This window comes from Paenibacillus sp. FSL R5-0486, assembly GCF_037975155.1.
GTDB classification, from domain to species: Bacteria; Bacillota; Bacilli; order Paenibacillales; family Paenibacillaceae; genus Paenibacillus; species Paenibacillus amylolyticus.
The window spans coordinates 5,686,187-5,712,419 of sequence record NZ_CP150237.1 but is presented as its reverse complement, the minus strand read 5'-3'; the positions used below and the strand labels follow the sequence as shown (position 1 = coordinate 5,712,419).

Sequence of the window (26,233 nt, the reverse complement as noted above, 5' to 3'; positions counted from 1 at the left end):
CGGGCATGGCTCGGAAGAGAATATGGATGTTAGAGGGTGTTCGAACTGTTTAAACTGCTAGGCAACAAAAGACTTTTTGTTTTGCTGGTGGGCCTTGTTACATTTATCGCGTTAATGGGCTTTACGCTCAGTCCGCGAACCACTCTATCCTGGCCGGAGAAATTCCTGAAGGATTCAGTTGGATTTGTACAATACGTATTTTACAAGCCCGCTTCCTATGTAGCGGGCTTTTTCAAAGATGTAGCGAACATGCGTACGGTATATGATGAGAATGAAGAGCTTCGCATCGCGATGGGTCACTATACCCGGGATCGGCTGAAATACAATGAGATGGACAAAAAAATTGCGCAGCTGGAAGAAAATCTTAAATTTACCGAGGAACAACGGAACCGATACAATTATGGTTCACGAATTGCTCAGGTTATCAGTGCCAATTCGAATCCAAATAGCAGAACCATTAACATTGATATCGGTGAAAATGCGGGAATCAAGCCGGGGATGGCCGTTACCTCCCAGGAAGGGCTGGTCGGCGTGATCAGTCATGTCAGCTCATATACATCAACGGTTAATCTGTTAACGTCCATGGACGCCAATGATCCGACATCCAATGCCATTGCAGCAACGGCGGTAGGTAAAGAGAAAGTGTTTGGTATGATTGAGAGCTACGATCCGAAGACGGGCATGCTCAAGATGACCAAAATCTCGGAAGATTCTAATATCCAAAAGGGTGATGAGATCATCTCTTCGGGGATCATCAATAACTTTCCCAAGTATATGCGGATTGGTGAAGTGAAGAGTGTCGAGAAAAGTGAGTATGGTTTAACCAAAACAGCTACAATTGAGCCATATGCAAGTTTCCTTGACTGGAAAGAGCTGATTGTCATTATCCCGCCTGAGGTAAAAGAGTAATGGTGACACGCAAGCAAGTTTTGTTCGTGTTACTATTCGTTTTGTTCATTGCGGAAGGCACAATTTTGCCGCTGCTCATCCCTTCTGGCTGGCAGATGCGTATTTCTGCCAATCTGGTCTATATCGTAATTTTGTTTATCGCTGTATATCATCATCGACACACGGCACTAGTACTCGGTATATTTTTTGGACTATTGCATGACGTTGTATTCTACGGCGAGATGATTGGACCTTATGGATTCTCGATGGGATTATCGGCATATATGATGGGACTCATTTTTCAAGCACCACGTGCACCACTGCCGGTTATGGTATCGGTTGTCATTTTGGGAAGCCTGCTTAATGACACCATGCTATTTTTCCTGTACAAGCTCTTCCAACTTAACCACGTGACCTTTGACTGGGCGTTGATTGAATACATGATTCCTAATTTGTTCATTCATTTTGTGTTTGCCTTGATCATTTATGTCCCGCTTCGGAAACAACTGGAGCGGATCGGCAAGAGACGGAGCAAGACAGAAGAAGCTTCCTAAATACATTTATGGAGCGCAAAGCAGGAACTTGGGGCCCCGGGCACGAAATGTAATGAGATGGGAGGGACAGGCTTATGACGGTAAAATCGAATCACGTAACGATTAAAGGCATCCGAGACGGCCTGGTTTTCCTGTTGGACGATCAATGTGAATTCGAGGAATTGCTCTATGAGCTCCGCTATAAGCTGGAACACAGCCATCAAAATATTTTGACCGGACCGATTGTTCATGTGGATATCAAGTTGGGTGCCCGCGAAGTGACAGAGGACCAGAAAGAAGCAATCCTCGATATATTGAAGCAAAAAGGGAATCTGCTTATTCGATCCATCGACTCACCTGCACTCCAACCGGAGGTTAAAGGACCACCGCCGATTGTAACCATGTGTGGTATGGTGCGTTCAGGTCAGGTGCTTCATCATGAAGGAAATCTCCTGTTTCTTGGGGATATCAATCCGGGGGGCACAGTGACGTGTACCGGAGATATATATGTGTTGGGTTCACTCAGAGGTATGGCTCATGCCGGAATTGGCGGGGACGAGGAAGCGATCATTGCCGCTTCGGTATTTGCACCGACGCAGCTGCGGATTGCGGATATCATCAGTCGTCCTCCCGATGAATGGGAGAGCCGAGAGACCGGAATGGAATTTGCTTACTTACAGGACAATCAGATGCAGATAGACAAAATGAGCAATATCGTTCGGTTACGCCGAGATTTTAATGTGTTTAAAGGAGTGTAGCTCATGGGAGAGGCGATCGTGATCACTTCGGGTAAAGGCGGCGTGGGTAAAACAACCACCTCGGCAAACATCGGGACAGCGCTGGCGTTGCTCGGCAAAAAGGTTTGTCTGGTAGATACCGATATCGGCCTTCGTAATTTGGATGTCGTGATGGGACTCGAAAACCGTATTATTTACGATCTGTGCGACGTTGCGGACGGCCGCTGCCGTCTGAATCAGGCTTTGGTCAAAGACAAGCGTTTCGAAGAATTATATATGTTGCCTGCGGCGCAGACGAGAGACAAAAACTCAGTGTCGCCAGAACAGGTCAAGGATATTATCCTTGAATTGAAAAAAGATTTTGAATACGTCATTATTGATTGCCCAGCCGGCATAGAGCAGGGTTTCAAAAATGCGGTAGCAGGAGCAGATCAGGCCATCGTGGTCACTACACCGGAAAATGCTGCAGTACGTGATGCGGATCGTGTCATCGGCCTGCTGGAGAGTTCGCACATTCAATCACCAAAGCTGGTGGTGAATCGAATTCGTAATAATATGGTTAAATCGGGTGACATGTTAGATATCGATGGTATTTTACAAGTACTTAATATTGACCTGATTGGCATCGTGCCTGATGATGAACTGGTCATCAAAGCGGCCAATTCAGGAGAACCTACGGTCATGAATCCGGATTCACTTGCGGCAATTGCATATCGCAACATTGCACGACGCATTCTGGGAGATACGGTCCCATTGATGCAGCTGGAGCAGAAAAAGGGTGCTTTTACTCGTTTCAAAAAGTTCTTGGGAATGGGTTAACTCATTTAAATGGACTTATTCATTATCTGATTACATGACAGCCGTGGCTTATAGCCCGGCTTTTTTTGTTACCTGCGGGCAGGCTTGTTCATATTATCAACCACCTCTTCATAGGATGTAGTAAACAAGCCTCGGCGGGAGGACATTCCATGAACACGAAACTCAGAATCAAGCAGAGACGAGAAGAACGTATCCGGCGACTGATGGATGGTGCCACTGTGGAGGTCTTACAGGAGCAGAAATTAGGTTCACTGTTGGACAAGAATGAGATCATACACCCGAAACCATTTACGCCGCCTAGTGAGGGGACACAGGAAAGAGATCCGGAATGGTTGTGGAAAAAAGAGAATGGTCATTTCGTTCCAGGGGGGCATTCGAGATTCAACCTGTTCAAGTCACTTCTCAAACGGACGGTTATTAGCGCTTTGATATTTGGCGGAGTATGGGGTCTATTTCAGTTGGATACATCGTGGACGACATCACCCAAAACAGTAATTGCGGATGCACTCCATCGGGATATGGATTTTGCCTCAGCAGCGGCTTGGTATGAACGGCATTTTGGAGGAACGCCTTCGTTTCTTCCGGTCCTCGGACATACGACGGATGCCGTGAACGGATTGAAAGTAAGGCAGTTACTGGGCAAACCGATCTCAGGCACAGTGGTTCAGCCATTCGCGCTGAGCATGAAGGGAATTGAGATCGTTCCGGATGCCGCAGGTGCAGAACTTATACAGGTCGCAAGTTCTGATGCTGGGCGTGTCATGGAGGTTATCGGAGATGCAGCAAGTGGATTCACAGTTGTCATCCAACATACAGGCAATGTCACGGCAATATACGGTCGGCTGAACGAAAGTGAAGTGAGCGTGAATGATTGGGTGGAAGCGGGGAATCCAGTGGGGAGTCTCAAGGCTACGGGTGGTGAACAACCGGCCACGCTCTATTTTGCAGTCAAAGAGGGGGAGGAGTACGTAGACCCGGCGGAAGTTGTTGCCCTTGATTAGGGTGTGGGGAGTCCATATTACGTTTCATCCGTTTTTTGTAATTATCATGATGGCCTCCCTTCTGACTGGACATTTTATTGAGCTTATTACGTTGTTTGCCATCGTATTCATTCATGAATGTGGACATGCTGCGGCGGCAGCACTTCTGGGCTATCGTGTCTTGTCGATCCAGATGCTTCCTTTTGGAGGAGTTGCGGTTATCGAAGATGGAGGTACGATCACGGCCTACCGGGAAATCATGATTGCTCTGGCTGGTCCATTACAAAACATCCTGATGGTTGGCGTGGTTATGCTGTTGCAGTATGGCAATCTGGGCGATCCGGTATTTCTCAACTATATCATTCAGGGGAACCTGCTCATTGCCCTATTTAATCTGTTGCCTGTACTTCCTCTGGACGGAGGTAAAGTTGTTCAGGCACTTGTCAGTCTGTGGGCACCTTACTATACAACATTAATGTGGACTTACAGAATTAGCATTCTGTGTAGCGTAGGGGTTATTTTATATGCTATCAGCCGATGGTTTACTGGAGACTACGGCCTACCGCTAAACATTCTGTTAATCGGCCTTTTTTTGTTCTATTCCAACGTAACGGATTACCGAAATGTGCCCTATCGCTTTATTCGTTTTCTGATGAATCGAGAGGGTGCGTTTGCTCGTCACGCGGCTACTGGCAGTTTGGCGCAGCCAATAATCTCATTCCCGGCGAAACCTTTGGACACTATTTTGCGTCTATTAAAGAGAGAAAGATACCATATGGTATACGTGATGAACAGACAGGGTCGAATTATGGCCGTATTGCCTGAGCAACGGATTATCGGTTCCTATTTTCAACAAAATGGTAATAAATTGTAGTGTTCTGGTGGACCTGTTCTGAAATGGGTTAATATATGTACAATGAGAATTGAAAAGATACTGAAATGGATGTGGATGATTTGAATTGTCTTCTAGAGGTGAAGCCATGAAACAAATGATAGTACATAATGAACATAACCTCATGCAAATGGCGCTTCTGGAAGAAGGCAAAGCTGTGGAATTTACGGCAGAGCGTACACGTGATCGTGGACTGCTGGGTTCCTTTTTCAAGGGACGGGTCGTGAATGTGTTACCAGGTATGCAAGCTGCTTTTGTGGATATTGGTCAGAAAAAGAATGCGTTTCTCTATGTGGACGATGTGTTGCATCCCCATCTGGAGAAACAGCCCAAGGTGAAGCCTTCCATCTCGGAGTTGCTTCGTCCGGGTCAGGAAGTCATTGTTCAGGTTCTGAAAGAACCGGTAGGAGGCAAGGGAGCCCGGGTGACGACTCATTATTCACTCCCGGGCCGTTGGCTTGTCTACATGCCTGTTGCTGACTACGTAGCGGTATCCAAGAAAATTGCCCGTGAAGGGGATCGTTCCCGTCTTAAGGCACTTGGGGAGCAACTGAGGCGGGATGAAGAAGGACTTATTATTCGGACCGTATCTGGAGAAGAGCAGCATGAAGCCATTAAGTCGGACTTGGAAACATTACGCGCGCAGTGGTATCTGATTCGTGAAAAAGCGGACAGTTTGCCTTCACCAAGCCTCTTGCATAGGGATCATAGCATGGTACAGCGAATCATCAGAGATGTGTATACGCCAGGGAGTGACGAAGTCATCACTGATAGTGAAGGACAAGCCCGTGAGGTAAAAGCATTGCTCGAAGAGATTAGTCCTGGTCATCAACCCAAAGTACAGGTGTATCGGGGAACAGAATCCATCTTTGCTGCCTATGGTGTGCAGGAACAGTTGAATAAGGATTTTGCTCGGAAAGTGTGGTTGCCCGGAGGCGGATACATTGTTATTGATCATACCGAAGCTCTGACTGTAGTGGATGTGAACACGGGTAAATATACGGGAGCAGGCGGTGACAGTCTGGAAGAGACCGTGACAGAGACCAACATACAGGCAGCAGTGGAGATTGCCCGTCTAATGCGCCTGCGGGATATCGGTGGCATGATTATTGTCGACTTCATTGATATGGAGGAAGCTTCGAATCGGCATGAAGTCGCAGCAACCTTGGAAGGTGAGCTCAAGAAGGATCGGACCAAAGCATTTGTAATGGGTTGGACCAAACTGGGTTTGCTCGAACTTACCCGTAAGAAAGTGCGGGAAGAGAGTACGTTGCCCTATGTGGAGCCGTGTTCTTTCTGTCATGGTACGGGAAAAAGATATATTTCACCATTGCATTGATTTTTGATATATTGCGTGATATAATATTCAAGTATGTGTTTAGCCTAATGGTCTTGCACATGCTGTAACCGCACTGGCCGGGTATAAGAATAGTTCCGCAAGGACACTGTCACCTGAGAACGGGCGAGTCTGAGACATGAGGAGGTGCAAGGCAAATGTACGCAATTATTGAAACAGGCGGCAAACAGTACAAAGTCCAAGAGGGCGATGTTCTGTTCATCGAGAAATTGACTGCGAACGATGGCGAAAGCGTAACGTTCGACCGTGTCCTGGCTGTATCTAACGATCAAGGTTTGACAGCAGGTACACCATTGATTTCCGGAGCTACTGTAACGGCTAAAGTGGAGAAACATGGCAAAGGACAAAAGGTTATCGTATACAAATACAAACCTAAAAAGAACTACCATGTGAAGCAAGGTCACCGTCAACCGTACACTAAAGTAACTATCGAAACAATCAAAGCGTAAAGAAGGTGCGATAAGTGATTATCGTTCAAATCTTTCGTGATGAGGACGGGAACATCGAACGTTTTTCCATTGAAGGGCATGCTAATTTTGCCAAGCGGGGAGAAGACATCGTATGTGCCGGGGTATCCGCTGTTACAGTGGGTACGGTGAACTCGATTGAAACATTGACCGGTGTCGAAATGGATGCCAAGATGAAGAATGGCTTTTTAAGCGGTTCTTTACCTTTGTTAGAGAGAGGGGAAACCTGGTCCCAGGTACAATTGTTACTCGAATCCATGGTGGTTATGCTCTCTAATATTGCAGAGTCATACGGGAAGTATATTAAAATACAGCAATTCAAATAAGCAAAGAAGGAGGACAACCAATCATGTTGAAATTAAATCTTCAGTTATTCGCATCGAAAAAAGGTGTAGGTTCCACGAAGAACGGACGTGACAGTAATGCTCAACGTCTGGGTGTTAAACGTGCTGATGGTCAAACTGTAACTGGTGGTAGCATTCTCGTTCGCCAACGCGGAACGAAAATTCACCCAGGAACTAACGTTGGCATCGGTAAAGATGACACTTTGTTCGCGAAAATCGACGGCGTTGTAAAATTCGAACGTTGGGGACGCGATCGCAAAAAAGTAAGCATCTATCCTGTTAATGTTGCTCCTGTAGCAGCAGCAGTAGAAGCGTAATATCGGCATTCCGCCTAAGGAGCCTTCGGCATTTTTGCCGAAGGTTTTTTGTATTCAACGGTTATTCGATAATGAACTGGCAGAAGAGACATGTTATACTTGGTTACGGTGGGTGTAGACCAACCGAGTTTTGTAGAACGGGGAGAAGCCATGAAATCTTGGAAAAGAGTGCCGTGGATTGCGGCATGTTCACTTCTGATTCCTTTGGTTTTCGTTATGTTGTATCCGGCGATGATCTCAAGCGTCGTGTGCGCATTGTGGTCCGTCGCAGTATTGCTCATTTCTGTGAATGCGATGAAGAAACAGGCGGAGGCGGAACGCAGAGCCATCATACAATCCATGGAAAAAACAGCAATTGCTTCATTAAATCATCATCGACACGACTGGATGAACGACCTTCAGGTGTTATATGGATATCTTCGACTGGGCAAACTTGATAAATCCTTGCAATGTGTGGAAAGAATAAAAGAGCGGGTTACAGAAGAAAGCCGAATCTCCAGATTAGGTATTCCTTCCCTCGTATTTTATCTTCAGTCTTTTCGTGCCAGTGGAATTGCGCTGGACTTGCATGTGGAAATAGAAGATGAGTTGCAGCTTAGTGCTCTGGTCTCTCCCGAGGATGGCGAGTCACTTACCGGGGCGATTGCTGATGCAATCAGGGCCTATCAATATGGCGGCGGCCGGTCTTCTTGGGGAGAGGTTCGCAAACTGACCTTAAACTTCGGACAGGACCATGGAGATGTGGTTGTCCGACTGGATGGGGATCAAACACCCGATCCGGAAACACTGCGGCAGCTTACTGCCGTACTCAAAGGAAAAAAAGTCAGAACGGAGCAGTTTCCGTCTGAGGATACGTTTATACAATTCAGAATGCCGTGTGGAATATAGGAAGAAGGGGTTAACCAATGTTTGTAGATAAAGCGAAGATTTATGTAAAAGCCGGAGATGGAGGGGACGGAATTATTTCGTTCCGTCGTGAGAAGTATGTACCAAACGGCGGACCTGCCGGGGGCGATGGAGGCAGAGGAGCTGACATCATTTTCCGCGTGGATGAAGGTTTGCGTACGTTGATGGATTTTCGTTACCAGCGTCACTTTAAGGCCCCACGTGGTGAGAAGGGACGTAACAAAAGTCAGCACGGTGCAAACGCGGAGAACATGATTGTGCGCATTCCACCAGGAACTATCATCTTGGATGAAGACAGTGGAGAAGTACTGGCGGATATGACACGTCACGGTCAACAGGTTGTTATTGCTCGTGGTGGTCGGGGCGGACGAGGTAACATCCGATTTGCTACACCGAACAATCCTGCACCTGAACTTGCTGAGAACGGTGAAGAAGGACAAGAGCGATACATCGTACTCGAACTGAAAGTTATGGCAGATGTTGGTCTGGTTGGTTTCCCGAGTGTCGGGAAATCCACATTGCTTTCTGTCGTTTCGTCAGCCAAGCCAAAGATCGGGGCATACCATTTCACAACCATTACACCGAATCTGGGTGTAGTCGGTGTAGGAGAAGGCCGAAGCTTTGTCATGGCTGATCTGCCTGGACTGATTGAAGGTGCGCATGAAGGTGTCGGACTGGGACATGAGTTCCTGCGTCATGTCGAGCGTACTCGTATTATTGTTCATGTCGTAGATATGTCGGGTTCGGAAGGACGCGATCCTTTTGAAGACTGGCAGAAAATCAATGACGAATTGAAGTTGTACAATCCGCTTCTCGCCGAGAGAACGCAAGTTGTAGCAGCTAACAAGATGGATATGCCAGACTCTGAAGCGAACCTGGAGCAATTTTTACAGCAAGTTCGTGAAGTGCAACCTGATATTGAAGTGATGCCAATTTCATCCTTGACTCGTAAAGGGATTCAAGAACTTCTGTATCGTGCAGCTGATCTGCTGGATCAGGCTCCAGACGAGCGAGTGGTTGAAGAGGTAGCAGATGTATCTGAACGTAAAGTATACAGTCTGGACAAAAAAGAAGACGATGGTTTCAAAATTGTGCGTGAGAATGAAATGTTCGTTGTCGAAAGTGCCAAGATTGACCGCATGATGAAACGGATGCAACTGAACTCGCACGAGGCTATACTGAAACTCGCACGTACACTGCGTTATATGGGTGTGGATGCTGAGTTGCGTAAGCGCGGAGCTGTAGAAGGCACCATCGTTCGTATTGGAGACTTTGAATTCGAATTCGTGGAAGGCAGCAGTTACTACTAAGTAGCCGTCTTCCGTGGAGAGACAGATTGATATAGGAACGCAGAGAAGTGGGAAGTTGACCCGCAACTCTGCGTTTTTTTTGTTTTTTCCTGACATGGGAGAGGGATAAACTTGTATACTGTGAGGAACGTATTTCAAAAAATAGGCGTGTCATGTATTGCCCTTTTGTCATAGATCCTATATAATGTCCACTATATGAATACATGAGTCTTTGAGGAGAGGACGTTCTGTGAACGAACGCTATTACTTAGTACGGGAAGATATTTTACCAGAGGCAGTGGTGAAGACCATGCAGGTAAAAGAACTACTGGCTTCTGGGGATGTTAAAACAGTGCATGAGGCGGTTGAACAGGTCGGATTAAGCCGGAGTGCCTTTTACAAGTACAAAGATGGAATTCATCTGATCAACCAGCTTGAGCGCGAGAGAATTGTAACGATCTCCATTGATCTGGAGCATCAGTCGGGGATCTTGTCTCGTGTGCTTGGACATGTAGCTGGTTATGGAGCTAATGTACTCACGATTAATCAGAGTATCCCGCTTCAAGGAAGAGCCAATGTTGTCATTTCGGTGGAAACGACACATCTTCATGGCGAAATTGGTGAAATGCTGGATCGAATGCAAGATATGCCTGGAGTAAGACGTACACGTATTGTAGGCCAAGGGTAATTAGGCTTTAACATACAGGACTGACGGACAAGAATAGACATTAGGGGGTAGATCGTTAGTGAAACCAGTAAAAGTCGGATTGTTGGGTCTGGGAACTGTCGGAACGGGAGTCGTTCGCATTGTGGAAGGGAATCAGGAGGATCTGAGCAGTCAGGTTGGATCGCCGATTGTCATCGAGAAGATCGCAGTGAAAAATACAGAGAAAGAACGTGTTATTGCTGTAGACCGTGCCAAGCTTACGGAAGATCCTTGGGAAGTCATTCGTCATCCGGATATTGATGTCATCGTTGAAGTCATGGGCGGCATTGATCAGACGAAGGAGTATATTCTTGAAGCGTTGGAACGTGGGAAACATATCGTAACAGCAAACAAAGATCTCATGGCACTGCATGGTACAGAGATTTTGGCGAAGGCACAGGAAAAACAATGTGACGTGTTCTATGAGGCGAGTGTTGCTGGAGGGATTCCGATCATTCGTACGCTGATTGAAGGTTTCTCTTCTGATCGGATTACCCGCATTATGGGGATCGTGAACGGAACAACGAACTTTATTCTGACCAAAATGAGTCAGGAAGGTGCATCCTATGAAGAAGTACTTGCTGAAGCACAGGCTCTGGGATACGCCGAATCCGATCCAACTTCCGATGTGGAGGGACTTGACGCAGCTCGCAAAATGGCGATATTGAGTACACTCGGTTTCCGCACCAATGTGGAGTTGAAGGATGTAACCGTTAAAGGAATATCCTCCGTAACTCGAGAAGACATTATGTATGCCAAAAGATTGGGCTATGAGATGAAGTTACTTGGTATTGCGGACCGTATTGGCGATGAGATCACGATCAGCGTTCAGCCGACAATGGTTAGACAGAATCACCCGATTGCTTCAGTCAACGGTGTGTTCAACGCAGTATATGTACACGGTGAAGCTGTAGGGGAGACGATGTTCTACGGTGCGGGTGCGGGAGAACTCCCAACGGCAACTTCGGTTGTAGCTGACATTGTGGCGGTTACCAAAAACCTTAAACTTGGCGTGAACGGTCTCAAAGCAATTGTGCCTTATAAGATTAAGCGACTGCAAAGCGACGAGCAGATCGTGTCGAAAAACTTTATTTTACTACACGTAGACGATAAAGCCGGTGTATTGGCACAAATCACACAAATTTTCGCAGAATATGATGTCAGTCTGGCGTCGGTTGTTCAACAGCCGAATGAGCACAACCCGGATGCCGAGATCATTATCGTTACACATAATGCAAGTAAGGCAAGCATGGATAAAGTGTTAAAACATTTTGAATCACTCAGCGTCATTCGCCGCATTAAGAGTGTCTACCGGGTCGAAGGATAATTGTCCTTATCCCATACGGCATCTCAATTATTTCAGTTATAACGTACAAGTTAATCATATCCGGTTCAACAGGTCATCATTTCAGATTATTAAAACATAAAGGAGTTTACCCACAATGAGATATCAAGGACTTTTGCAAACGTACAGAGAGCACCTTCCAGTTAATGAAAATACACCCCTGCTTACGCTTCAGGAAGGAAATACACCGTTGATTCATGCAGAGAATCTGTCTGAGGAACTCGGTTTGAATGTTTACTTCAAATACGAAGGTTTGAACCCTACTGGATCTTTCAAAGACCGCGGTATGGTTATGGCTGTTGCCAAAGCTATGGAAGAGGGCAGCCGTACGATCATGTGTGCATCCACAGGTAATACGTCAGCAGCTGCAGCGGCCTACGCCGCACGTGGTGGCCTCAATTGTATCGTACTGATCCCGAATAACAACATTGCACTGGGTAAACTGGCCCAAGCCATGATCTATGGAGCTAAGGTGATCGCGATTAATGGTAACTTTGACCGTGCACTGGAGATTGTGCGTGAGATCACAGCCAAACATCCGATCACGCTTGTAAACTCTGTGAATCCGTTCCGGATTGAAGGACAGAAGACAGCAGCGTTTGAAGTAATTGAACAACTTGGCGAAGCGCCTGACGTTCTGGCTATTCCAGTCGGTAATGCGGGTAATATCTCGGCTTATTGGAAAGGTTTCAAAGAATATAAAGAGGCAGGCAAGTCCAGCACGCTTCCACGTATGGTTGGTTTCGAAGCAGAAGGTGCGATGGCCATTGTCAAAGGTGAGCCGATCCTTGAACCTGAAACGGTAGCAACAGCAATTCGAATCGGTAATCCGGCGAGCTGGAAAACGGCGGTAGCTGCAGCTGAGGAATCTGGTGGACAGATCAACTATGTAACGGATGAACAAATTCTGACAGCGTATCGTACACTTGCTTCTCGGGAAGGAATCTTTGCTGAACCTGCTTCTGCGGCTTCCCTTGCCGGTGTATACAAACTGAAGAGTGAAGGGTACTTTAAAGGCGGAGAGACTGTCGTTTGTGTACTGACAGGTAATGGCCTGAAAGATCCTAATATTGCGATCAAAACAGTAGCGACTGAGCCACTTGTTGTTGAAGATACCGAAGAGGCGGTAATGGCAGCTATTGCACAACTGGAGCAGCAATCTGTATGAGTTTGCGTGAAAAGGTAACCGTAAAAATACCTGCAAGCACAGCCAATCTCGGTCCGGGGTTTGATACCCTGGGCATGGCATTGTCTTTGTATGCCTGGTTGGAAATGAAACCAGCCGAGCAGACGTCATTTCATCTTCACGGCAATCATTTGACAGGCCTGCCAACAGATAAATCGAATTTGATTTACGAAGTGGCACAGATGGTATTCAATGAAGCTGGGGTATCCGTCCCTGAATTGGAGATTTCCATGTATTCCGATATTCCGCTTACGCGGGGACTCGGGAGCAGTGCATCAGCCATCGTTGGTGCATTGGCAGCAGCAAATGCATTAATTGGTGCTCCTTTATCCGATGCGAAGCTTCTGGATATGGCCACATCCCTCGAGAAACATCCTGATAATGTGGGAGCATCTCTGTATGGCGGTATTATTACGGCTGCATGGAATGGTCAACAGGTAGATCATATACGTATTGAACCACACCAGGATTTGCAGGCTTTGGTTATTGTACCTGAATTCCAGCTGTCTACTTCAAAAGCAAGGAATGTAATTCCAGAGCAATTTGGCATGTCTGATGTGGTGCATAACATTAGCAGATCCTCATTACTCGTTGCCGCTTTGGCGAGTGGACGACTGGATATGATTCAGAAGGCGATGTCAGATCGAATTCACCAACCATATCGGGCATCATTGGTGCCAGGCATGGCTGAGATATTGGAACATGCCGTCGATCATGGAGCGTTGGGAGCTGCCCTGAGCGGAGCTGGACCGACCGTATTGACTTTGGTAGATCGTCATGACACCCGGAAAGCGGGATTGGAACAATATTTGCTGGACACCATGGAGCGGGAGGGCATATCTGCTTCTGCACTGTGGCTCGATCCGGATTTGGACGGTGTAACCGTACTGCCTGATCAAGACGAACGTCCTTTTCTGGACAGAATCAAAGGGGAAGTTAATGCATGAAACGAATTGCAGTATTACCTGAAGGCTCAGTCTCTCATGAGGCAATTGATTTCCTTTTCAACGGGGAACCATTAGATTTGCTTCATTCCAAGCTGATTTCGGATGTGTTTCGAGCAACGGATAGCGGGAATGCACAATACAGTGTCATTCCGATTGAAAATACAATTGAAGGTTCCGTTAGTCTTCATATGGACTGGCTTGTGAACGAGGTCGACATTCCGATGCAAGCGGAGTGGGTATACCCATCCATTCAGAATGTTATTGGGCATGGCTCGGAATTTAAGACAGAGAGTGGCGAGTATGATTTCGGTAGAATTACCAAGATCATGTCCCATCCAGTGGCTATTCCGCAGTGTCAGAATTTTATTCGTTTACATTCGCCTGGGGCCGACCTTGAAGGTGTGAACAGTACAGCCGAAGCTGTAGAAATTGTGAAAAAAAATCCAGGTAAGGGCTGGGTAGCGATTGGTACCAAACTTGCTGCTCAGAAGCATGGTCTGGACATTATGGCTGAACGGGTTACAGATCATGACAACAACTACACTCGTTTTGTGCTCATTGGCCATGAACCTGTGAACATTCCACGTGAACCGGATCATGTAAAAACCAGCTTGCTGGTGACGTTGCCAGAAGATGCACCGGGTGCGTTACATCAGGTATTGTCGGCTTTTGCCTGGCGGAAGCTGAACTTGACCCGTCTCGAATCTCGTCCAACGAAGAAACGATTGGGCAGTTACTATTTTTACATTGATGTTGTGGAAACGGTCGATTCGGTATTGCTTACCGCAGCCATGGCAGAGATTGAAGCATTGAATTGTCAGGTGCGTGTTCTGGGTAGCTATCCTTGTTATACATATCCTTCGAGATAATTGACCTGATGGTGTTTGGGAATGTTAGAAGGTTGTCATAAGTCGGGGTAGAATGAGCGAGTAATAGCTTGTCATTTGGTGTACAATGGACGGGTTAATAACGTTACGGAGTAAAGGGAATGGATATTTTATGGAGGTGCAGTCATCAGTGGCAGAACAATGGATCTATTTGGATGGTCAGTATGTGACCAAGGAGAACGCAACCGTTTCGGTGTATGATCATGGATTTTTGTATGGAGACGGGATTTTCGAAGGTATTCGGATCTATAACGGAAATATTTTCAGATGTAAGGCCCACTTGGATCGTTTGTATGATTCGGCAAAATCCATTAGTTTGAACATTCCGCTGTCCATTGATGAGATGCTGGAAGTCATGGCTGAAACGGTGCGCCGCAATGATATGCGTAATGGTTATATTCGTCTTATTGTATCGCGTGGCCCTGGTAATCTGGGGTTGGACCCGTTACGTTGCCCTAAGGCATCCGTAATCATCATCGTGGAGCAATTAGCGATCTATCCGGAGGAAGCGTATCTTACTGGATTGAAAGCCGTGTCGGTATCCCAACGCCGGAACATTCCAGACGCATTGAATCCAAAAATTAAATCATTGAACTATCTGAATAACATCCTGGTTAAAATCCAGTCTAACTATTCAGGTGCTGGTGAAGCAATTATGCTGAATTCCCAAGGTTACGTTACTGAGGGTTCAAGTGATAACATCTTCATCATCAAAAATGGTGTAGTGTACACGCCGCCTTGTTATCTCGGAGCACTTGAAGGGATTACACGTCAAGCGATTATCGATCTATGTGGCGAACTGGAGCTTGAATTAAAAGAAGTGCCATTCACCCTGCATGATGTGTATATCGCAGACGAAGTCTTTTTCACCGGGACAGCTGCAGAAGTTATCGCTGCATATGAAGTCGATGGAAGAACAATTGGCACGGGAGTAGCAGGTCCGGTAACGCTGAGACTGCTGGAAGCATTCCGTCAGATTGTTGACAAAGATGGATATAAAGTGTGGGAATCTTAAGTTAGAATTGCATAACATAGGGAACAGGAATCCTCCTTGTCCGATAAAATTCTGCATACCTGGTGTATGGGGATTTTGGAGACAGGAGGATTTTTTTTGTTTAGTTGATGTCATTAGCCCGGTTTCTGCATAGGATGTAGTAACGGTATGGGCGAATGTACTGCCCAAGTATGACGTCTAGGAGGTTAGTTCCCTGTGAAAATACACATGGTGAAAAAAGGCGACACATTATATCTGCTGTCCCAAAAATACAATGTAGCGCTGGACAAATTGATCGCGGCTAATCCGCAAATCACAAATCCCGACAAGTTGGATATTGGTATGAAGGTCAAAATCCCTGCAGAGCCAGTAACACCGAAGCCGGAGGGTGTGCTCCACAGTCACAAGGTGCAGCAAGGAGATTCGTTATGGAAGTTGGCACAAGCCTGGGGAGTTCCTTTAAAAGACATGGTCAATGCCAATCCACAGTTGAAAAATCCGAACGCTCTGCTGGTGGGGGAGACAGTTTATATTCCATCTATGCACGCACAAGGAAACAGCACATCTAATTCGGGTGCCGGTAACATTGCTGTTCATGAAAAGTTGTCACCTGAAGGTAAGGAATACACGGGAGTCAAAGAACCGGAACCACCGGCTCCAGTAGCGCCAACTCCCCCTGCTCCGGTAGCAGAGGTTCCTGTTCCGGTGCCTGCTCCACCACCAGCCAATATGGAGAAGCCGAATGTGAAGCCTGAACTGGAGGTACTGCCCCAGTTACCGGAGCTTCCTGAAGTGAAGCCTGAAAAGGAAACGCATAAAAAAGAAGAGGTTAAACCCGAAGTTTATGTAAAACCGGTAGCAGAATCCAAGAAATACACAATGCCTAATCTTTCGCCTGAAATTATGCCTTTGCCTGTAATGCCTAACACAAAGTCTCCAACTGAGGTTGCACCAGCAACGAAAAAGCCTTGTGGTTGTGGTAATAAGTTGCATCATGCGCCAGCCGAGCACCCTTATGTTCAAATCCCGGTTCCTGTACAAGAGGTATATGGTGCTCAGCAAGACATGTACACGGCTGGAGCGAGTAACAATGCGTCGTTTCCAGGGATTCCGGAAGTTAGTCCTTATAGTGGCAGTGATCTGCCTAACAGTCCGTGGACTGGCGCGGAGCAGGGTTATAACCACAATAACGTTATGCCGAATCTGTCCGCAGACATGCAAAACAACTCATTTCCGATTGCGCCAGCTGGCGAAGTGAATAGTCCATTCCCAACGTATACAGCACCTAGTCATATGAATCATCAGCCGCCTTTCATATCTCCATACTCAATGCTTCCGTACCCTCCATGCGGATGTGGCTCACATACACATATGCCTCAGTATACTTATCCTTCTCATGGTTATCAGGATCCGGCTTGGAATATGTATGGTCCTTCGTACGGTATGCCGCCTGAAATGTCCACATCAACGATGCCAAACCAGCCTATTGAGTATGCTTATCAGAATCCGTACCCTACTCAGAACATGGTTCCCCCGTCCCCGCTTGGAGCATTTGGTGAAATGTATCCTCCTCAGGGGCAAGGGAAGGGTGGCAAAAAAGGGGGGCGTGAAGACGCTAACTTAAGTCAGGTAGCAATTGAAGAGGTTGGATCAGATTCGGAAGGGAAGTCTAAGCAAGCAGGGAATAAGCCGGCCGCTGCAAAACGCAGAACAAGCAAGGCTCCTCTGAAGAATAAATCCAAGGTATCCGTGTCCGGGAAAACATCCAGAGAGGGTGCAGCTACTTCCAACCAACGGAAATCCGATAAAAAGCGTCGTAATCCATGGATACAAAACTAACCTGAGGATTGTGATTGATGAATAAGTGAGGGACCTGTTATATAAGCGGGAAGCCAGCTCTGTAATAGAGAGCTGGCTTCCCGCTTACTTGAGTGAACATTGAGTTGCACATAACGGAGATAGTTGCTCAGGAAATAATAGAAAGCATTTTATTAAGAAGTTATTGTAAACCCTTTCATAAATGTGTTAAAATATTTGTACCCTATGAGCATGACCTAATATGATAGGACAAGATAGGGAATTGATATGATAGCTTTAGCTAATGTAAAACTACTAAAGAAAAGAAATGAAAAAAAACTGTTGCATTACATTCAGCCGTATGATATATTATTTAAGTCGCCGCTGAAACACACGGCTGACACGGGAAACATAAGAGGTAATGAAACAAGTTTGATCTTTGAAAACTGAACAACGAGTGAGTAAACATTCTGCTTGCAGAATGAACGCGAAAGTTTGAGACAAGCCTTGGCTTGAATCGACTGGAGCACAAATGAGATTTTTAATCTCGTCAGATTCAAAATGAGCTTATCGCTCTTTTCAATACTTTATTGGAGAGTTTGATCCTGGCTCAGGACGAACGCTGGCGGCATGCCTAATACATGCAAGTCGAGCGGACTTGAAGAGAAGCTTGCTTCTCGGATGGTTAGCGGCGGACGGGTGAGTAACACGTAGGCAACCTGCCCTCAAGTTTGGGACAACTACCGGAAACGGTAGCTAATACCGAATAATTGTTTTCTTCGCCTGAAGAGAACTGGAAAGACGGAGCAATCTGTCACTTGGGGATGGGCCTGCGGCGCATTAGCTAGTTGGTGAGGTAACGGCTCACCAAGGCGACGATGCGTAGCCGACCTGAGAGGGTGATCGGCCACACTGGGACTGAGACACGGCCCAGACTCCTACGGGAGGCAGCAGTAGGGAATCTTCCGCAATGGGCGAAAGCCTGACGGAGCAATGCCGCGTGAGTGATGAAGGTTTTCGGATCGTAAAGCTCTGTTGCCAGGGAAGAACGCTTGGGAGAGTAACTGCTCTCAAGGTGACGGTACCTGAGAAGAAAGCCCCGGCTAACTACGTGCCAGCAGCCGCGGTAATACGTAGGGGGCAAGCGTTGTCCGGAATTATTGGGCGTAAAGCGCGCGCAGGCGGTCATTTAAGTCTGGTGTTTAATCCCGGGGCTCAACCCCGGATCGCACTGGAAACTGGGTGACTTGAGTGCAGAAGAGGAGAGTGGAATTCCACGTGTAGCGGTGAAATGCGTAGATATGTGGAGGAACACCAGTGGCGAAGGCGACTCTCTGGGCTGTAACTGACGCTGAGGCGCGAAAGCGTGGGGAGCAAACAGGATTAGATACCCTGGTAGTCCACGCCGTAAACGATGAGTGCTAGGTGTTAGGGGTTTCGATACCCTTGGTGCCGAAGTTAACACATTAAGCACTCCGCCTGGGGAGTACGGTCGCAAGACTGAAACTCAAAGGAATTGACGGGGACCCGCACAAGCAGTGGAGTATGTGGTTTAATTCGAAGCAACGCGAAGAACCTTACCAGGTCTTGACATCCCTCTGATCGATGCAGAGATGTATCTTTCCTTCGGGACAGAGGAGACAGGTGGTGCATGGTTGTCGTCAGCTCGTGTCGTGAGATGTTGGGTTAAGTCCCGCAACGAGCGCAACCCTTATATTTAGTTGCCAGCACTTCGGGTGGGCACTCTAGATAGACTGCCGGTGACAAACCGGAGGAAGGTGGGGATGACGTCAAATCATCATGCCCCTTATGACCTGGGCTACACACGTACTACAATGGCCGGTACAACGGGCTGCGAAATCGCGAGATGGAGCCAATCCCAACAAAGCCGGTCTCAGTTCGGATTGCAGGCTGCAACTCGCCTGCATGAAGTCGGAATTGCTAGTAATCGCGGATCAGCATGCCGCGGTGAATACGTTCCCGGGTCTTGTACACACCGCCCGTCACACCACGAGAGTTTATAACACCCGAAGTCGGTGGGGTAACCGCAAGGAGCCAGCCGCCGAAGGTGGGATAGATGATTGGGGTGAAGTCGTAACAAGGTAGCCGTATCGGAAGGTGCGGCTGGATCACCTCCTTTCTATGGAGAATCGTTTCCTGCAACGGAAACATTCAAATATGTAGCTTAGCTACAAAACACTCACTCGTTGTTCGGTTTTGAGAGCTCAAACTCTCAAACAGCTTGCTTTTGCATGGAGCTTGTTCTTTGAAAACTAGATATCGAAACGAAACAAACGCGAATTAGAACATTCCTTTAAGCTGAACTTGTGCAAACAAGTCAAGTGTATAAAGGTAGTTAAATTGCTTTTGTGATGGTATCGGGTGAGAGCGACTTTTGGCTTTGCGCAAGCAAAACAAGGGAAGCGAGCGACCGAAACCGGAACAAAATGGTTAAGCTACTAAGAGCACACGGAGGATGCCTAGGCGCTAGGAGCCGATGAAGGACGTGGCGAACAACGAAACTGCCTCGGGGAGCTGTAAGCAAGCTTTGATCCGGGGGTGTCCGAATGGGGAAACCCAGCTGGGGTAATTTCCAGTTACTCATAACTGAATACATAGGTTGTGTAGAGGCATACCAGGGGAACTGAAACATCTAAGTACCCTGAGGAAGAGAAAACAATAGTGATTCCGTCAGTAGCGGCGAGCGAACGCGGAGAAGCCCAAACCAGAGAGCTTGCTCTTTGGGGTTGTGGGACGTCTCACATGGAGTTACAAAGGAACCGGTTAAGCGAAGAGGTCTGGAAAGGCCCGCCAAAGAAGGTAAAAGCCCTGTAGTTGAAAGTCTGTTCCCTCCGAGACGGATCCCGAGTAGTGCGGGGCACGTGAAACCCCGTATGAATCCGGCAGGACCATCTGCCAAGGCTAAATACTTCCTAGCGACCGATAGTGAAGCAGTACCGTGAGGGAAAGGTGAAAAGCACCCCGGAAGGGGAGTGAAATAGAACCTGAAACCGTGTGCTTACAAAAAGTCAGAGCCCGTTTTAGGGGTGATGGCGTGCCTTTTGTAGAATGAACCGGCGAGTTACGTTCCCGTGCAAGGTTAAGGTGAAGAGCCGGAGCCGCAGCGAAAGCGAGTCTGAATAGGGCGAATGAGTACGTGGACGTAGACCCGAAACCGGGTGATCTACCCCTGTCCAGGGTGAAGGTGCGGTAACACGCACTGGAGGCCCGAACCCACGCATGTTGAAAAATGCGGGGATGAGGTGGGGGTAGCGGAGAAATTCCAATCGAACTCGGAGATAGCTGGTTCTCCCCGAAATAGCTTTAGGGCTAGCCTCGGAAAACAGAGTCGTGGAGGTAGAGCACTGATTGGGTGCGGGGCCCGCAAGGGTTACCAAGCTCAGTCAAACTCCGAATGCCATAGACTTACTTCCGGGAGTCAGACAGTGAGTGCTAAGATCCATTGTCAAAAGGGAAACAGCCCAGACCATCAGCTAAGGTCCCCAAGTGTGTGTTAAGTGGGAAAGGATGTGGAGTTGCACAGACAACCAGGATGTTGGCTTAGAAGCAGCCATCATTGAAAGAGTGCGTAATAGCTCACTGGTCGAGTGACTCTGCGCCGAAAATGTAACGGGGCTAAACACACCACCGAAGCTATGGCTTGATGCTTTGCATCAGGGGTAGGGGAGCGTTGTATAAGGGTTGAAGGTGTACCGTAAGGAGCGCTGGACATTATACAAGTGAGAATGCCGGTATGAGTAACGAAAAGATCAGTGAGAATCTGATCCGCCGAAAGCCTAAGGGTTCCTGAGGAAGGCTCGTCCGCTCAGGGTAAGTCGGGACCTAAGGCGAGGCCGAAAGGCGTAGTCGAAGGACAACAGGTCGAAATTCCTGTACCACCGTAAGCCGTTATGAGCAATGGGGGGACGCAGTAGGGTAGTGACGCGGACTGATGGATGTCCGTCTAAGCAGTAAGGCTGATGTGTAGGCAAATCCGCACATTGTAAGGCTGAGCTGTGATGGGGAGCGAAAATTATAGTAGCGAAGGTCATGATCTCACACTGCCAAGAAAAGCCTCTAGCCAGGTGATGGTGCCCGTACCGCAAACCGACACAGGTAGGCGAGAAGAGTATTCTAAGGCGCGCGGAAGAACTCTCGTTAAGGAACTCGGCAAAATGACCCCGTAACTTCGGGAGAAGGGGTGCCCCGGTAGTGTGAATAGCACGAGGGGGCCGCAGTGAAAAGGCCCAAGCGACTGTTTAGCAAAAACACAGGTCTGTGCGAAGCCGTAAGGCGAAGTATACGGGCTGACGCCTGCCCGGTGCTGGAAGGTTAAGGGGAGTGGTTAGGAGCAATCCGAAGCTGTGAACCGAAGCCCCAGTAAACGGCGGCCGTAACTATAACGGTCCTAAGGTAGCGAAATTCCTTGTCAGGTAAATTCTGACCCGCACGAATGGCGTAACGACTTGGGCGCTGTCTCAACGAGAGATCCGGTGAAATTTTAATACCTGTGAAGATGCAGGTTACCCGCGACAAGACGGAAAGACCCCATGGAGCTTTACTGCAGCTTGATATTGAATTTGGGTACGATCTGTACAGGATAGGTGGGAGCCTTTGAAGCATGAGCGCCAGCTTGTGTGGAGGCAACGTTGGGATACCACCCTGATCGTATCTAGGTTCTAACCTGGTACCGTAATCCGGTGCGGGGACAGTGTCAGGTGGGCAGTTTGACTGGGGCGGTCGCCTCCTAAAGAGTAACGGAGGCGCCCAAAGGTTCCCTCAGAATGGTTGGAAATCATTCGAAGAGTGCAAAGGCATAAGGGAGCTTGACTGCGAGACCTACAAGTCGAGCAGGGACGAAAGTCGGGCTTAGTGATCCGGTGGTACCGCATGGAAGGGCCATCGCTCAACGGATAAAAGCTACCCTGGGGATAACAGGCTTATCTCCCCCAAGAGTCCACATCGACGGGGAGGTTTGGCACCTCGATGTCGGCTCATCGCATCCTGGGGCTGAAGTAGGTCCCAAGGGTTGGGCTGTTCGCCCATTAAAGCGGTACGCGAGCTGGGTTCAGAACGTCGTGAGACAGTTCGGTCCCTATCTGTCGTGGGCGTAGGAAATTTGAGAGGAGCTGTCCTTAGTACGAGAGGACCGGGATGGACGTACCGCTGGTGTACCAGTTGTTCCGCCAGGAGCACCGCTGGGTAGCTATGTACGGACGGGATAAACGCTGAAAGCATCTAAGCGTGAAGCCCCCCTCAAGATGAGATTTCCCAGTATGTAAGACCCCTTGAAGACGACGAGGTAGATAGGCTGGGGGTGGAAGTGCAGCAATGCATGGAGCTGACCAGTACTAATCGGTCGAGGGCTTATCCAATAGCAAGTTCTAAATCGCATGTTTCGTTTCGAATCTAGTTTTCAGAGAATGATCTCTGAAATGAAAATTGGTACATCACAGAACGTGAGTATGATTTTCAGTTCCATATCTGATTTTAAGAAGCTATGCTTCGACAAATCACGTTTGGTGGCGATGGCGGAGGGGTTCCACACGTACCCATCCCGAACACGACCGTTAAGCCCTCTAGCGCCGATGGTACTTGGACCGCAGGGTCCTGGGAGAGTAGGACGCCGCCAAGCGAACTCTTTCATCATACATAGAAAACAGGCTCTGCATGTTGATGTTGTACGATGAATTGCATTTGCACTGCAAATGCATATATTCCCTGATAGCTCAGTTGGTAGAGCACTCGACTGTTAATCGAGTTGTCACAGGTTCGAGCCCTGTTCGGGGAGCCATTAAGGCCCGTTGGTCAAGGGGTTAAGACACCTCCCTTTCACGGAGGTAACAGGGGTTCGAATCCCCTACGGGTCATAATATGGAGGCTTAGCTCAGCTGGGAGAGCATCTGCCTTACAAGCAGAGGGTCGGGGGTTCGATCCCCTCAGCCTCCACCATATAAACTTTATAACGACGCGGGGTGGAGCAGCCCGGTAGCTCGTCGGGCTCATAACCCGAAGGCCGCAGGTTCAAATCCTGCCCCCGCAATTATACTTTCCTTTGAGAAAGTGATCTGGAACCGTGGTGTAGTTGGCCTAACATGCCTGCCTGTCACGCAGGAGATCGCGGGTTCGAATCCCGTCGGTTCCGCCATTTTTATATTAATAATACCGTGTGCGGAAGTGGCTCAGCGGTAGAGCATCGCCTTGCCAAGGCGAGGGTCGCGGGTTCGATTCCCGTCTTCCGCTCCAATATTTGCGCCCTTAGCTCAGCTGGATAGAGCGTTTGACTACGAATCAAAAGGCCGGGAGTTCGAATCTCTCAGGGCGCGCCATTATAACTTCAAATTTGCCGGCGTGGCGGAATGGCAGACGCGCTCGACTCAAAATCGAGTGGGAAACCGTGGAGGTTCGAGTCCTCTCGCCGGTATATATAACGGGATGTAGCTCAGCTTGGTAGAGCACCTGGTTTGGGACCAGGGGGTCGCATGTTCAAATCGTGTCATCCCGATCTCTAAAAACACTATCTAATTATAGATAGTGTTTTTTTATATTTATCTATATAAGATTCTATAAATGCAGGTTCGATATTAACTATGACAAATTCTCTAACCTAACACATGTGTGTTCCTTCTTCAGACTACAAGTTAATTGTGCATAAAGCCTCAATCTTTAGGTCACAATAGGTTTAAAAAGTGATAGAAGGGGTTCATGTGAACACGTTTAACTTCAGAAAACAATTCAAGAGACGCTGGAGACGGTGGAAACGAACAGTATGGATGACGGTGGCTCTGCTTGCAGTTACGATATTGGCTTACAGCGGGTTGTCTATCTCATCGGCGATAGAGCGTTTGCTGACAACTAATTTTAGTGAGGCAACCAGTGTGATGGGCCCTGTTACGCAGGAAACAAGATCTGAACAGGAGATTCAGGCGTTAGTAGAGCAACTTGATTCTGATCCGGATCATTTAACAAGTGTGGTTTTGGAGACAAAGTACATCTGCGGAGTGGAAACAGAGCAGTTAGGCAAGATGGCTAGACCACAGTTGAAGATGCTGCTGGCTCAACATCCGGAATGGGATGCTACCGTTGGAACATCAGATGAGTTGCATTTGAAGCAACGTGTAGATGACCTTTCACCGCTTTGTAAACAACAGGCTTATATCAGCATAGATGCTGTAGGGAACCTTAATTTGTACGAGGGTAAGCCTGCAGAAGAGAAGGTTATTCGTACGTTCTTTCAATTGGATGTTGGAACGTTGGAAAGTTCTTTGCCTGAAGGCGTACTGGAGCAATTGCAGCAGGGTATTCGGATTCAAGACAAGGATGAGTATGATAGCGTGATCTCTACGTTCAGTGACTATGCCGTGGATGAAGACCATCATTTAATCCGTAATGGCGGGTAATCCAACGTCCTCACCTACGGTATTAAAATTGTGAAGTACTGAAACGATGGTGGCAATAGCAATAACATTGTTGGTTTACGTAACCAAGCGATAGAATCTAAAATACGATACGTGGAATGTGGTGAAGGACATCGAAGAGATGTCCTTTTTGTCGTTTGAACTGAAATACATGAAAATACGTATAAACATGTAAAAAATTCACGAATAAAGACGAGTAATCAGTTAGACAAAGTTTTTCCTGCCGCAGGGTCTATCTTTTGTTATAATGAAATGAACGATACATATGTTCGCTTTTGTGAGGGAGAGATGGTTTTGCGTTTTTTGGGAATTGACCCGGGGATTGCGATTGTTGGTTTTGGTTTTGTGGATAAAATCGGCAGTAAGGTGGTACCCGTACAATATGGATGTATTCAGACGGAAGCTCATACCCCTGAAGAGGAACGGTTGCTTCACGTATATGAAGGTATGGTGCAATTGATTGATAAATACAAACCGGACGCAGTAGCGCTGGAGAAACTTTTTTTCAATCGGAACGTTACAACAGCGATGTCTGTGAGTCAGGCTAGAGGAGTTATGGTACTCGCTGCCGCACAGAAGGGTCTGCCTATTGCAGAGTATACGCCAATGCAGATCAAGCAGGCTGTTGTGGGGTACGGTAAAGCAGAGAAGAAGCAAGTACAGGAAATGGTCAAAATGTTCTTGCGTCTTCAGGTCGTTCCTAAGCCGGATGACGTAGCGGATGCATTGGCTGTAGCCGTGTGCCACGCACACTCTTATACATTAAATTCCAAGTTGAATGAGGTATTGCGAAAATGATTGATTTTCTAAGAGGACAGTTCATTCATGTAGAGAATGATTATATTGTGCTGGATGTTCATGGTGTAGGTTATCGCGTATTCTGTCCAAATCCATTTGCGTTTGCGAAGCAAGAAGGCGAAATTACCGTGTACACTCACCATCATGTGCGTGAGGATGCGATGTTGCTGTTTGGATTTGTTACACGGGATGAGCAACGTTTGTTCCGTAAACTGATTGAAGTATCCGGTATCGGTCCAAAAGTAGCTCTGGGCATACTCGCTGGAGGTACACCAGAACATGTGGTTACGGCGATTTATCAGGAGAATCTTACGTTCTTGACCAAATTGCCGGGCATCGGCAAGAAGACTGCACAACGCATGATTCTGGATCTCAAGGATAAGCTGGATAGTTTTGGCGCGGCAGCGTATGCAACAGGGTTGTTCGCTCCTCCATCGGAAGAGTCGGGAAGTGGTTCAGCCTGGGATGAGGCACGTGAAGGTCTCAAGGCACTTGGGTATACTGACAGTGAGCTTGATAAAGTATGGCTCAAATTGAAAAAGGATGTTACTACAGCAGATTCCGTTGATGTGTTGATGAAAAAGGCGCTGCAAATGCTGTTTACGGGATAATACAAATTTGCATAT

22 protein-coding genes, 9 tRNA genes and 3 rRNA genes are annotated in these 26,233 nt (G+C 47.5%); all 34 read left to right on the top strand.

Annotated features, from left to right (window positions below):
- Positions 1-36: 36 nt before the first annotated feature.
- The 34 genes from mreC (at position 37) to ruvA (ending at position 26,218) form a co-directional block, all read left to right on the top strand.
- Complete coding sequence (gene mreC / locus MKY01_RS25300; RefSeq protein ID WP_339284052.1) at positions 37-909, top strand: rod shape-determining protein MreC; 873 nt, start codon at positions 37-39, stop codon at positions 907-909.
- Positions 909-1,442, top strand: coding sequence for a rod shape-determining protein MreD (gene mreD / locus MKY01_RS25295; RefSeq protein WP_339284050.1), 534 nt, complete (start codon positions 909-911; stop codon positions 1,440-1,442). Before mreC ends, mreD begins: the two co-directional genes overlap by 1 nt.
- Positions 1,443-1,516: 74 nt before the next feature.
- Complete coding sequence (gene minC, locus MKY01_RS25290; protein WP_017692615.1) at positions 1,517-2,179, top strand: septum site-determining protein MinC; 663 nt, start codon at positions 1,517-1,519, stop codon at positions 2,177-2,179.
- Positions 2,180-2,182: 3 nt separating this feature from the next.
- Positions 2,183-2,977, top strand: a complete 795-nt coding sequence (gene minD / locus MKY01_RS25285) for a septum site-determining protein MinD (RefSeq protein ID WP_017692616.1) — start codon at positions 2,183-2,185, stop codon at positions 2,975-2,977.
- Between the two features lie 149 nt (positions 2,978-3,126).
- Positions 3,127-3,978: a M23 family metallopeptidase gene (locus MKY01_RS25280; protein WP_076320302.1), complete on the top strand. Its 852-nt coding sequence runs from the start codon at positions 3,127-3,129 to the stop codon at positions 3,976-3,978.
- Positions 3,971-4,831, top strand: coding sequence for a M50 family metallopeptidase (locus MKY01_RS25275; protein WP_036605910.1), 861 nt, complete (start codon positions 3,971-3,973; stop codon positions 4,829-4,831). Before MKY01_RS25280 ends, MKY01_RS25275 begins: the two co-directional genes overlap by 8 nt.
- A gap of 106 nt (positions 4,832-4,937) precedes the next feature.
- Positions 4,938-6,188 (top strand): Rne/Rng family ribonuclease, encoded by a 1,251-nt coding sequence (locus tag MKY01_RS25270; RefSeq protein ID WP_282320399.1) that lies wholly within the window; start codon positions 4,938-4,940, stop codon positions 6,186-6,188.
- Positions 6,189-6,343: 155 nt separating this feature from the next.
- Entirely contained in the window at positions 6,344-6,655 is a 312-nt protein-coding gene (rplU, locus tag MKY01_RS25265) for a 50S ribosomal protein L21 (protein WP_017692620.1), read from the top strand.
- Between the two features lie 14 nt (positions 6,656-6,669).
- Complete coding sequence (locus MKY01_RS25260) at positions 6,670-6,999, top strand: ribosomal-processing cysteine protease Prp (RefSeq protein WP_036605912.1); 330 nt, start codon at positions 6,670-6,672, stop codon at positions 6,997-6,999.
- 23 nt (positions 7,000-7,022) lie between these two features.
- The gene (gene rpmA, locus MKY01_RS25255; RefSeq protein ID WP_017692622.1) at positions 7,023-7,334 is read left to right on the top strand and encodes a 50S ribosomal protein L27; all 312 of its coding nucleotides are present in this window, start codon (positions 7,023-7,025) and stop codon (positions 7,332-7,334) included.
- A gap of 90 nt (positions 7,335-7,424) precedes the next feature.
- Positions 7,425-8,222: a Spo0B domain-containing protein gene (locus MKY01_RS25250; RefSeq protein ID WP_235193928.1), complete on the top strand. Its 798-nt coding sequence runs from the start codon at positions 7,425-7,427 to the stop codon at positions 8,220-8,222.
- A gap of 17 nt (positions 8,223-8,239) precedes the next feature.
- A complete protein-coding gene (gene obgE / locus MKY01_RS25245; protein ID WP_036673545.1) occupies positions 8,240-9,550 on the top strand; it encodes a GTPase ObgE in 1,311 nt (436 codons plus the stop codon).
- A gap of 229 nt (positions 9,551-9,779) precedes the next feature.
- Positions 9,780-10,217, top strand: a complete 438-nt coding sequence (locus MKY01_RS25240; protein WP_017692625.1) for an ACT domain-containing protein — start codon at positions 9,780-9,782, stop codon at positions 10,215-10,217.
- Positions 10,218-10,275: 58 nt separating this feature from the next.
- On the top strand, positions 10,276-11,562 hold the full coding sequence (locus MKY01_RS25235) for a homoserine dehydrogenase (RefSeq protein WP_017692626.1): 1,287 nt from the start codon (positions 10,276-10,278) through the stop codon (positions 11,560-11,562).
- Between the two features lie 115 nt (positions 11,563-11,677).
- The gene (gene thrC, locus MKY01_RS25230; RefSeq protein WP_036673546.1) at positions 11,678-12,748 is read left to right on the top strand and encodes a threonine synthase; all 1,071 of its coding nucleotides are present in this window, start codon (positions 11,678-11,680) and stop codon (positions 12,746-12,748) included.
- Positions 12,745-13,713, top strand: coding sequence for a homoserine kinase (gene thrB, locus MKY01_RS25225; protein ID WP_282320400.1), 969 nt, complete (start codon positions 12,745-12,747; stop codon positions 13,711-13,713). Before thrC ends, thrB begins: the two co-directional genes overlap by 4 nt.
- Complete coding sequence (gene pheA, locus MKY01_RS25220) at positions 13,710-14,582, top strand: prephenate dehydratase (RefSeq protein WP_074096239.1); 873 nt, start codon at positions 13,710-13,712, stop codon at positions 14,580-14,582. Before thrB ends, pheA begins: the two co-directional genes overlap by 4 nt.
- Before the next feature lie 148 nt (positions 14,583-14,730).
- Entirely contained in the window at positions 14,731-15,615 is an 885-nt protein-coding gene (ilvE, locus tag MKY01_RS25215; RefSeq protein ID WP_017692630.1) for a branched-chain-amino-acid transaminase, read from the top strand.
- 195 nt (positions 15,616-15,810) lie between these two features.
- Positions 15,811-17,433 carry a LysM domain-containing protein gene (locus MKY01_RS25210; protein ID WP_339284047.1) on the top strand — a complete coding sequence of 541 codons (1,623 nt, stop codon included), beginning with the start codon at positions 15,811-15,813 and terminating at the stop codon, positions 17,431-17,433.
- Between the two features lie 545 nt (positions 17,434-17,978).
- A 16S ribosomal RNA gene (locus MKY01_RS25205) occupies positions 17,979-19,531 on the top strand.
- A 309-nt stretch (positions 19,532-19,840) separates the two neighbouring features.
- A 23S ribosomal RNA gene (locus MKY01_RS25200) occupies positions 19,841-22,766 on the top strand.
- Between the two features lie 143 nt (positions 22,767-22,909).
- Positions 22,910-23,026, top strand: a 5S ribosomal RNA gene (rrf, locus tag MKY01_RS25195).
- The 16S, 23S and 5S rRNA genes sit together here with 9 tRNA genes alongside, the layout of an rRNA operon.
- Positions 23,027-23,109: 83 nt before the next feature.
- A tRNA-Asn gene (locus tag MKY01_RS25190) sits at positions 23,110-23,185 on the top strand.
- A gap of 4 nt (positions 23,186-23,189) precedes the next feature.
- A tRNA-Glu gene (locus MKY01_RS25185) sits at positions 23,190-23,261 on the top strand.
- A 6-nt stretch (positions 23,262-23,267) separates the two neighbouring features.
- Positions 23,268-23,343: transfer RNA gene (locus tag MKY01_RS25180), tRNA-Val, on the top strand.
- Between the two features lie 17 nt (positions 23,344-23,360).
- A tRNA-Met gene (locus tag MKY01_RS25175) sits at positions 23,361-23,434 on the top strand.
- Between the two features lie 27 nt (positions 23,435-23,461).
- A tRNA-Asp gene (locus tag MKY01_RS25170) sits at positions 23,462-23,539 on the top strand.
- A gap of 23 nt (positions 23,540-23,562) precedes the next feature.
- A tRNA-Gly gene (locus MKY01_RS25165) sits at positions 23,563-23,637 on the top strand.
- A 6-nt stretch (positions 23,638-23,643) separates the two neighbouring features.
- Positions 23,644-23,720: transfer RNA gene (locus MKY01_RS25160), tRNA-Arg, on the top strand.
- A 16-nt stretch (positions 23,721-23,736) separates the two neighbouring features.
- Positions 23,737-23,815 (top strand) — tRNA-Leu (locus MKY01_RS25155).
- Between the two features lie 7 nt (positions 23,816-23,822).
- Positions 23,823-23,896 (top strand) — tRNA-Pro (locus tag MKY01_RS25150).
- 202 nt (positions 23,897-24,098) lie between these two features.
- On the top strand, positions 24,099-24,791 hold the full coding sequence (locus MKY01_RS25145) for a BofC C-terminal domain-containing protein (protein WP_339284045.1): 693 nt from the start codon (positions 24,099-24,101) through the stop codon (positions 24,789-24,791).
- Positions 24,792-25,103: 312 nt separating this feature from the next.
- Positions 25,104-25,607, top strand: coding sequence for a crossover junction endodeoxyribonuclease RuvC (gene ruvC / locus MKY01_RS25140; protein WP_017686765.1), 504 nt, complete (start codon positions 25,104-25,106; stop codon positions 25,605-25,607).
- The gene (gene ruvA / locus MKY01_RS25135; protein WP_036616866.1) at positions 25,604-26,218 is read left to right on the top strand and encodes a Holliday junction branch migration protein RuvA; all 615 of its coding nucleotides are present in this window, start codon (positions 25,604-25,606) and stop codon (positions 26,216-26,218) included. The genes ruvC and ruvA overlap by 4 nt, the downstream gene beginning before the upstream one ends.
- The last annotated feature ends 15 nt before the right edge of the window (positions 26,219-26,233 follow it).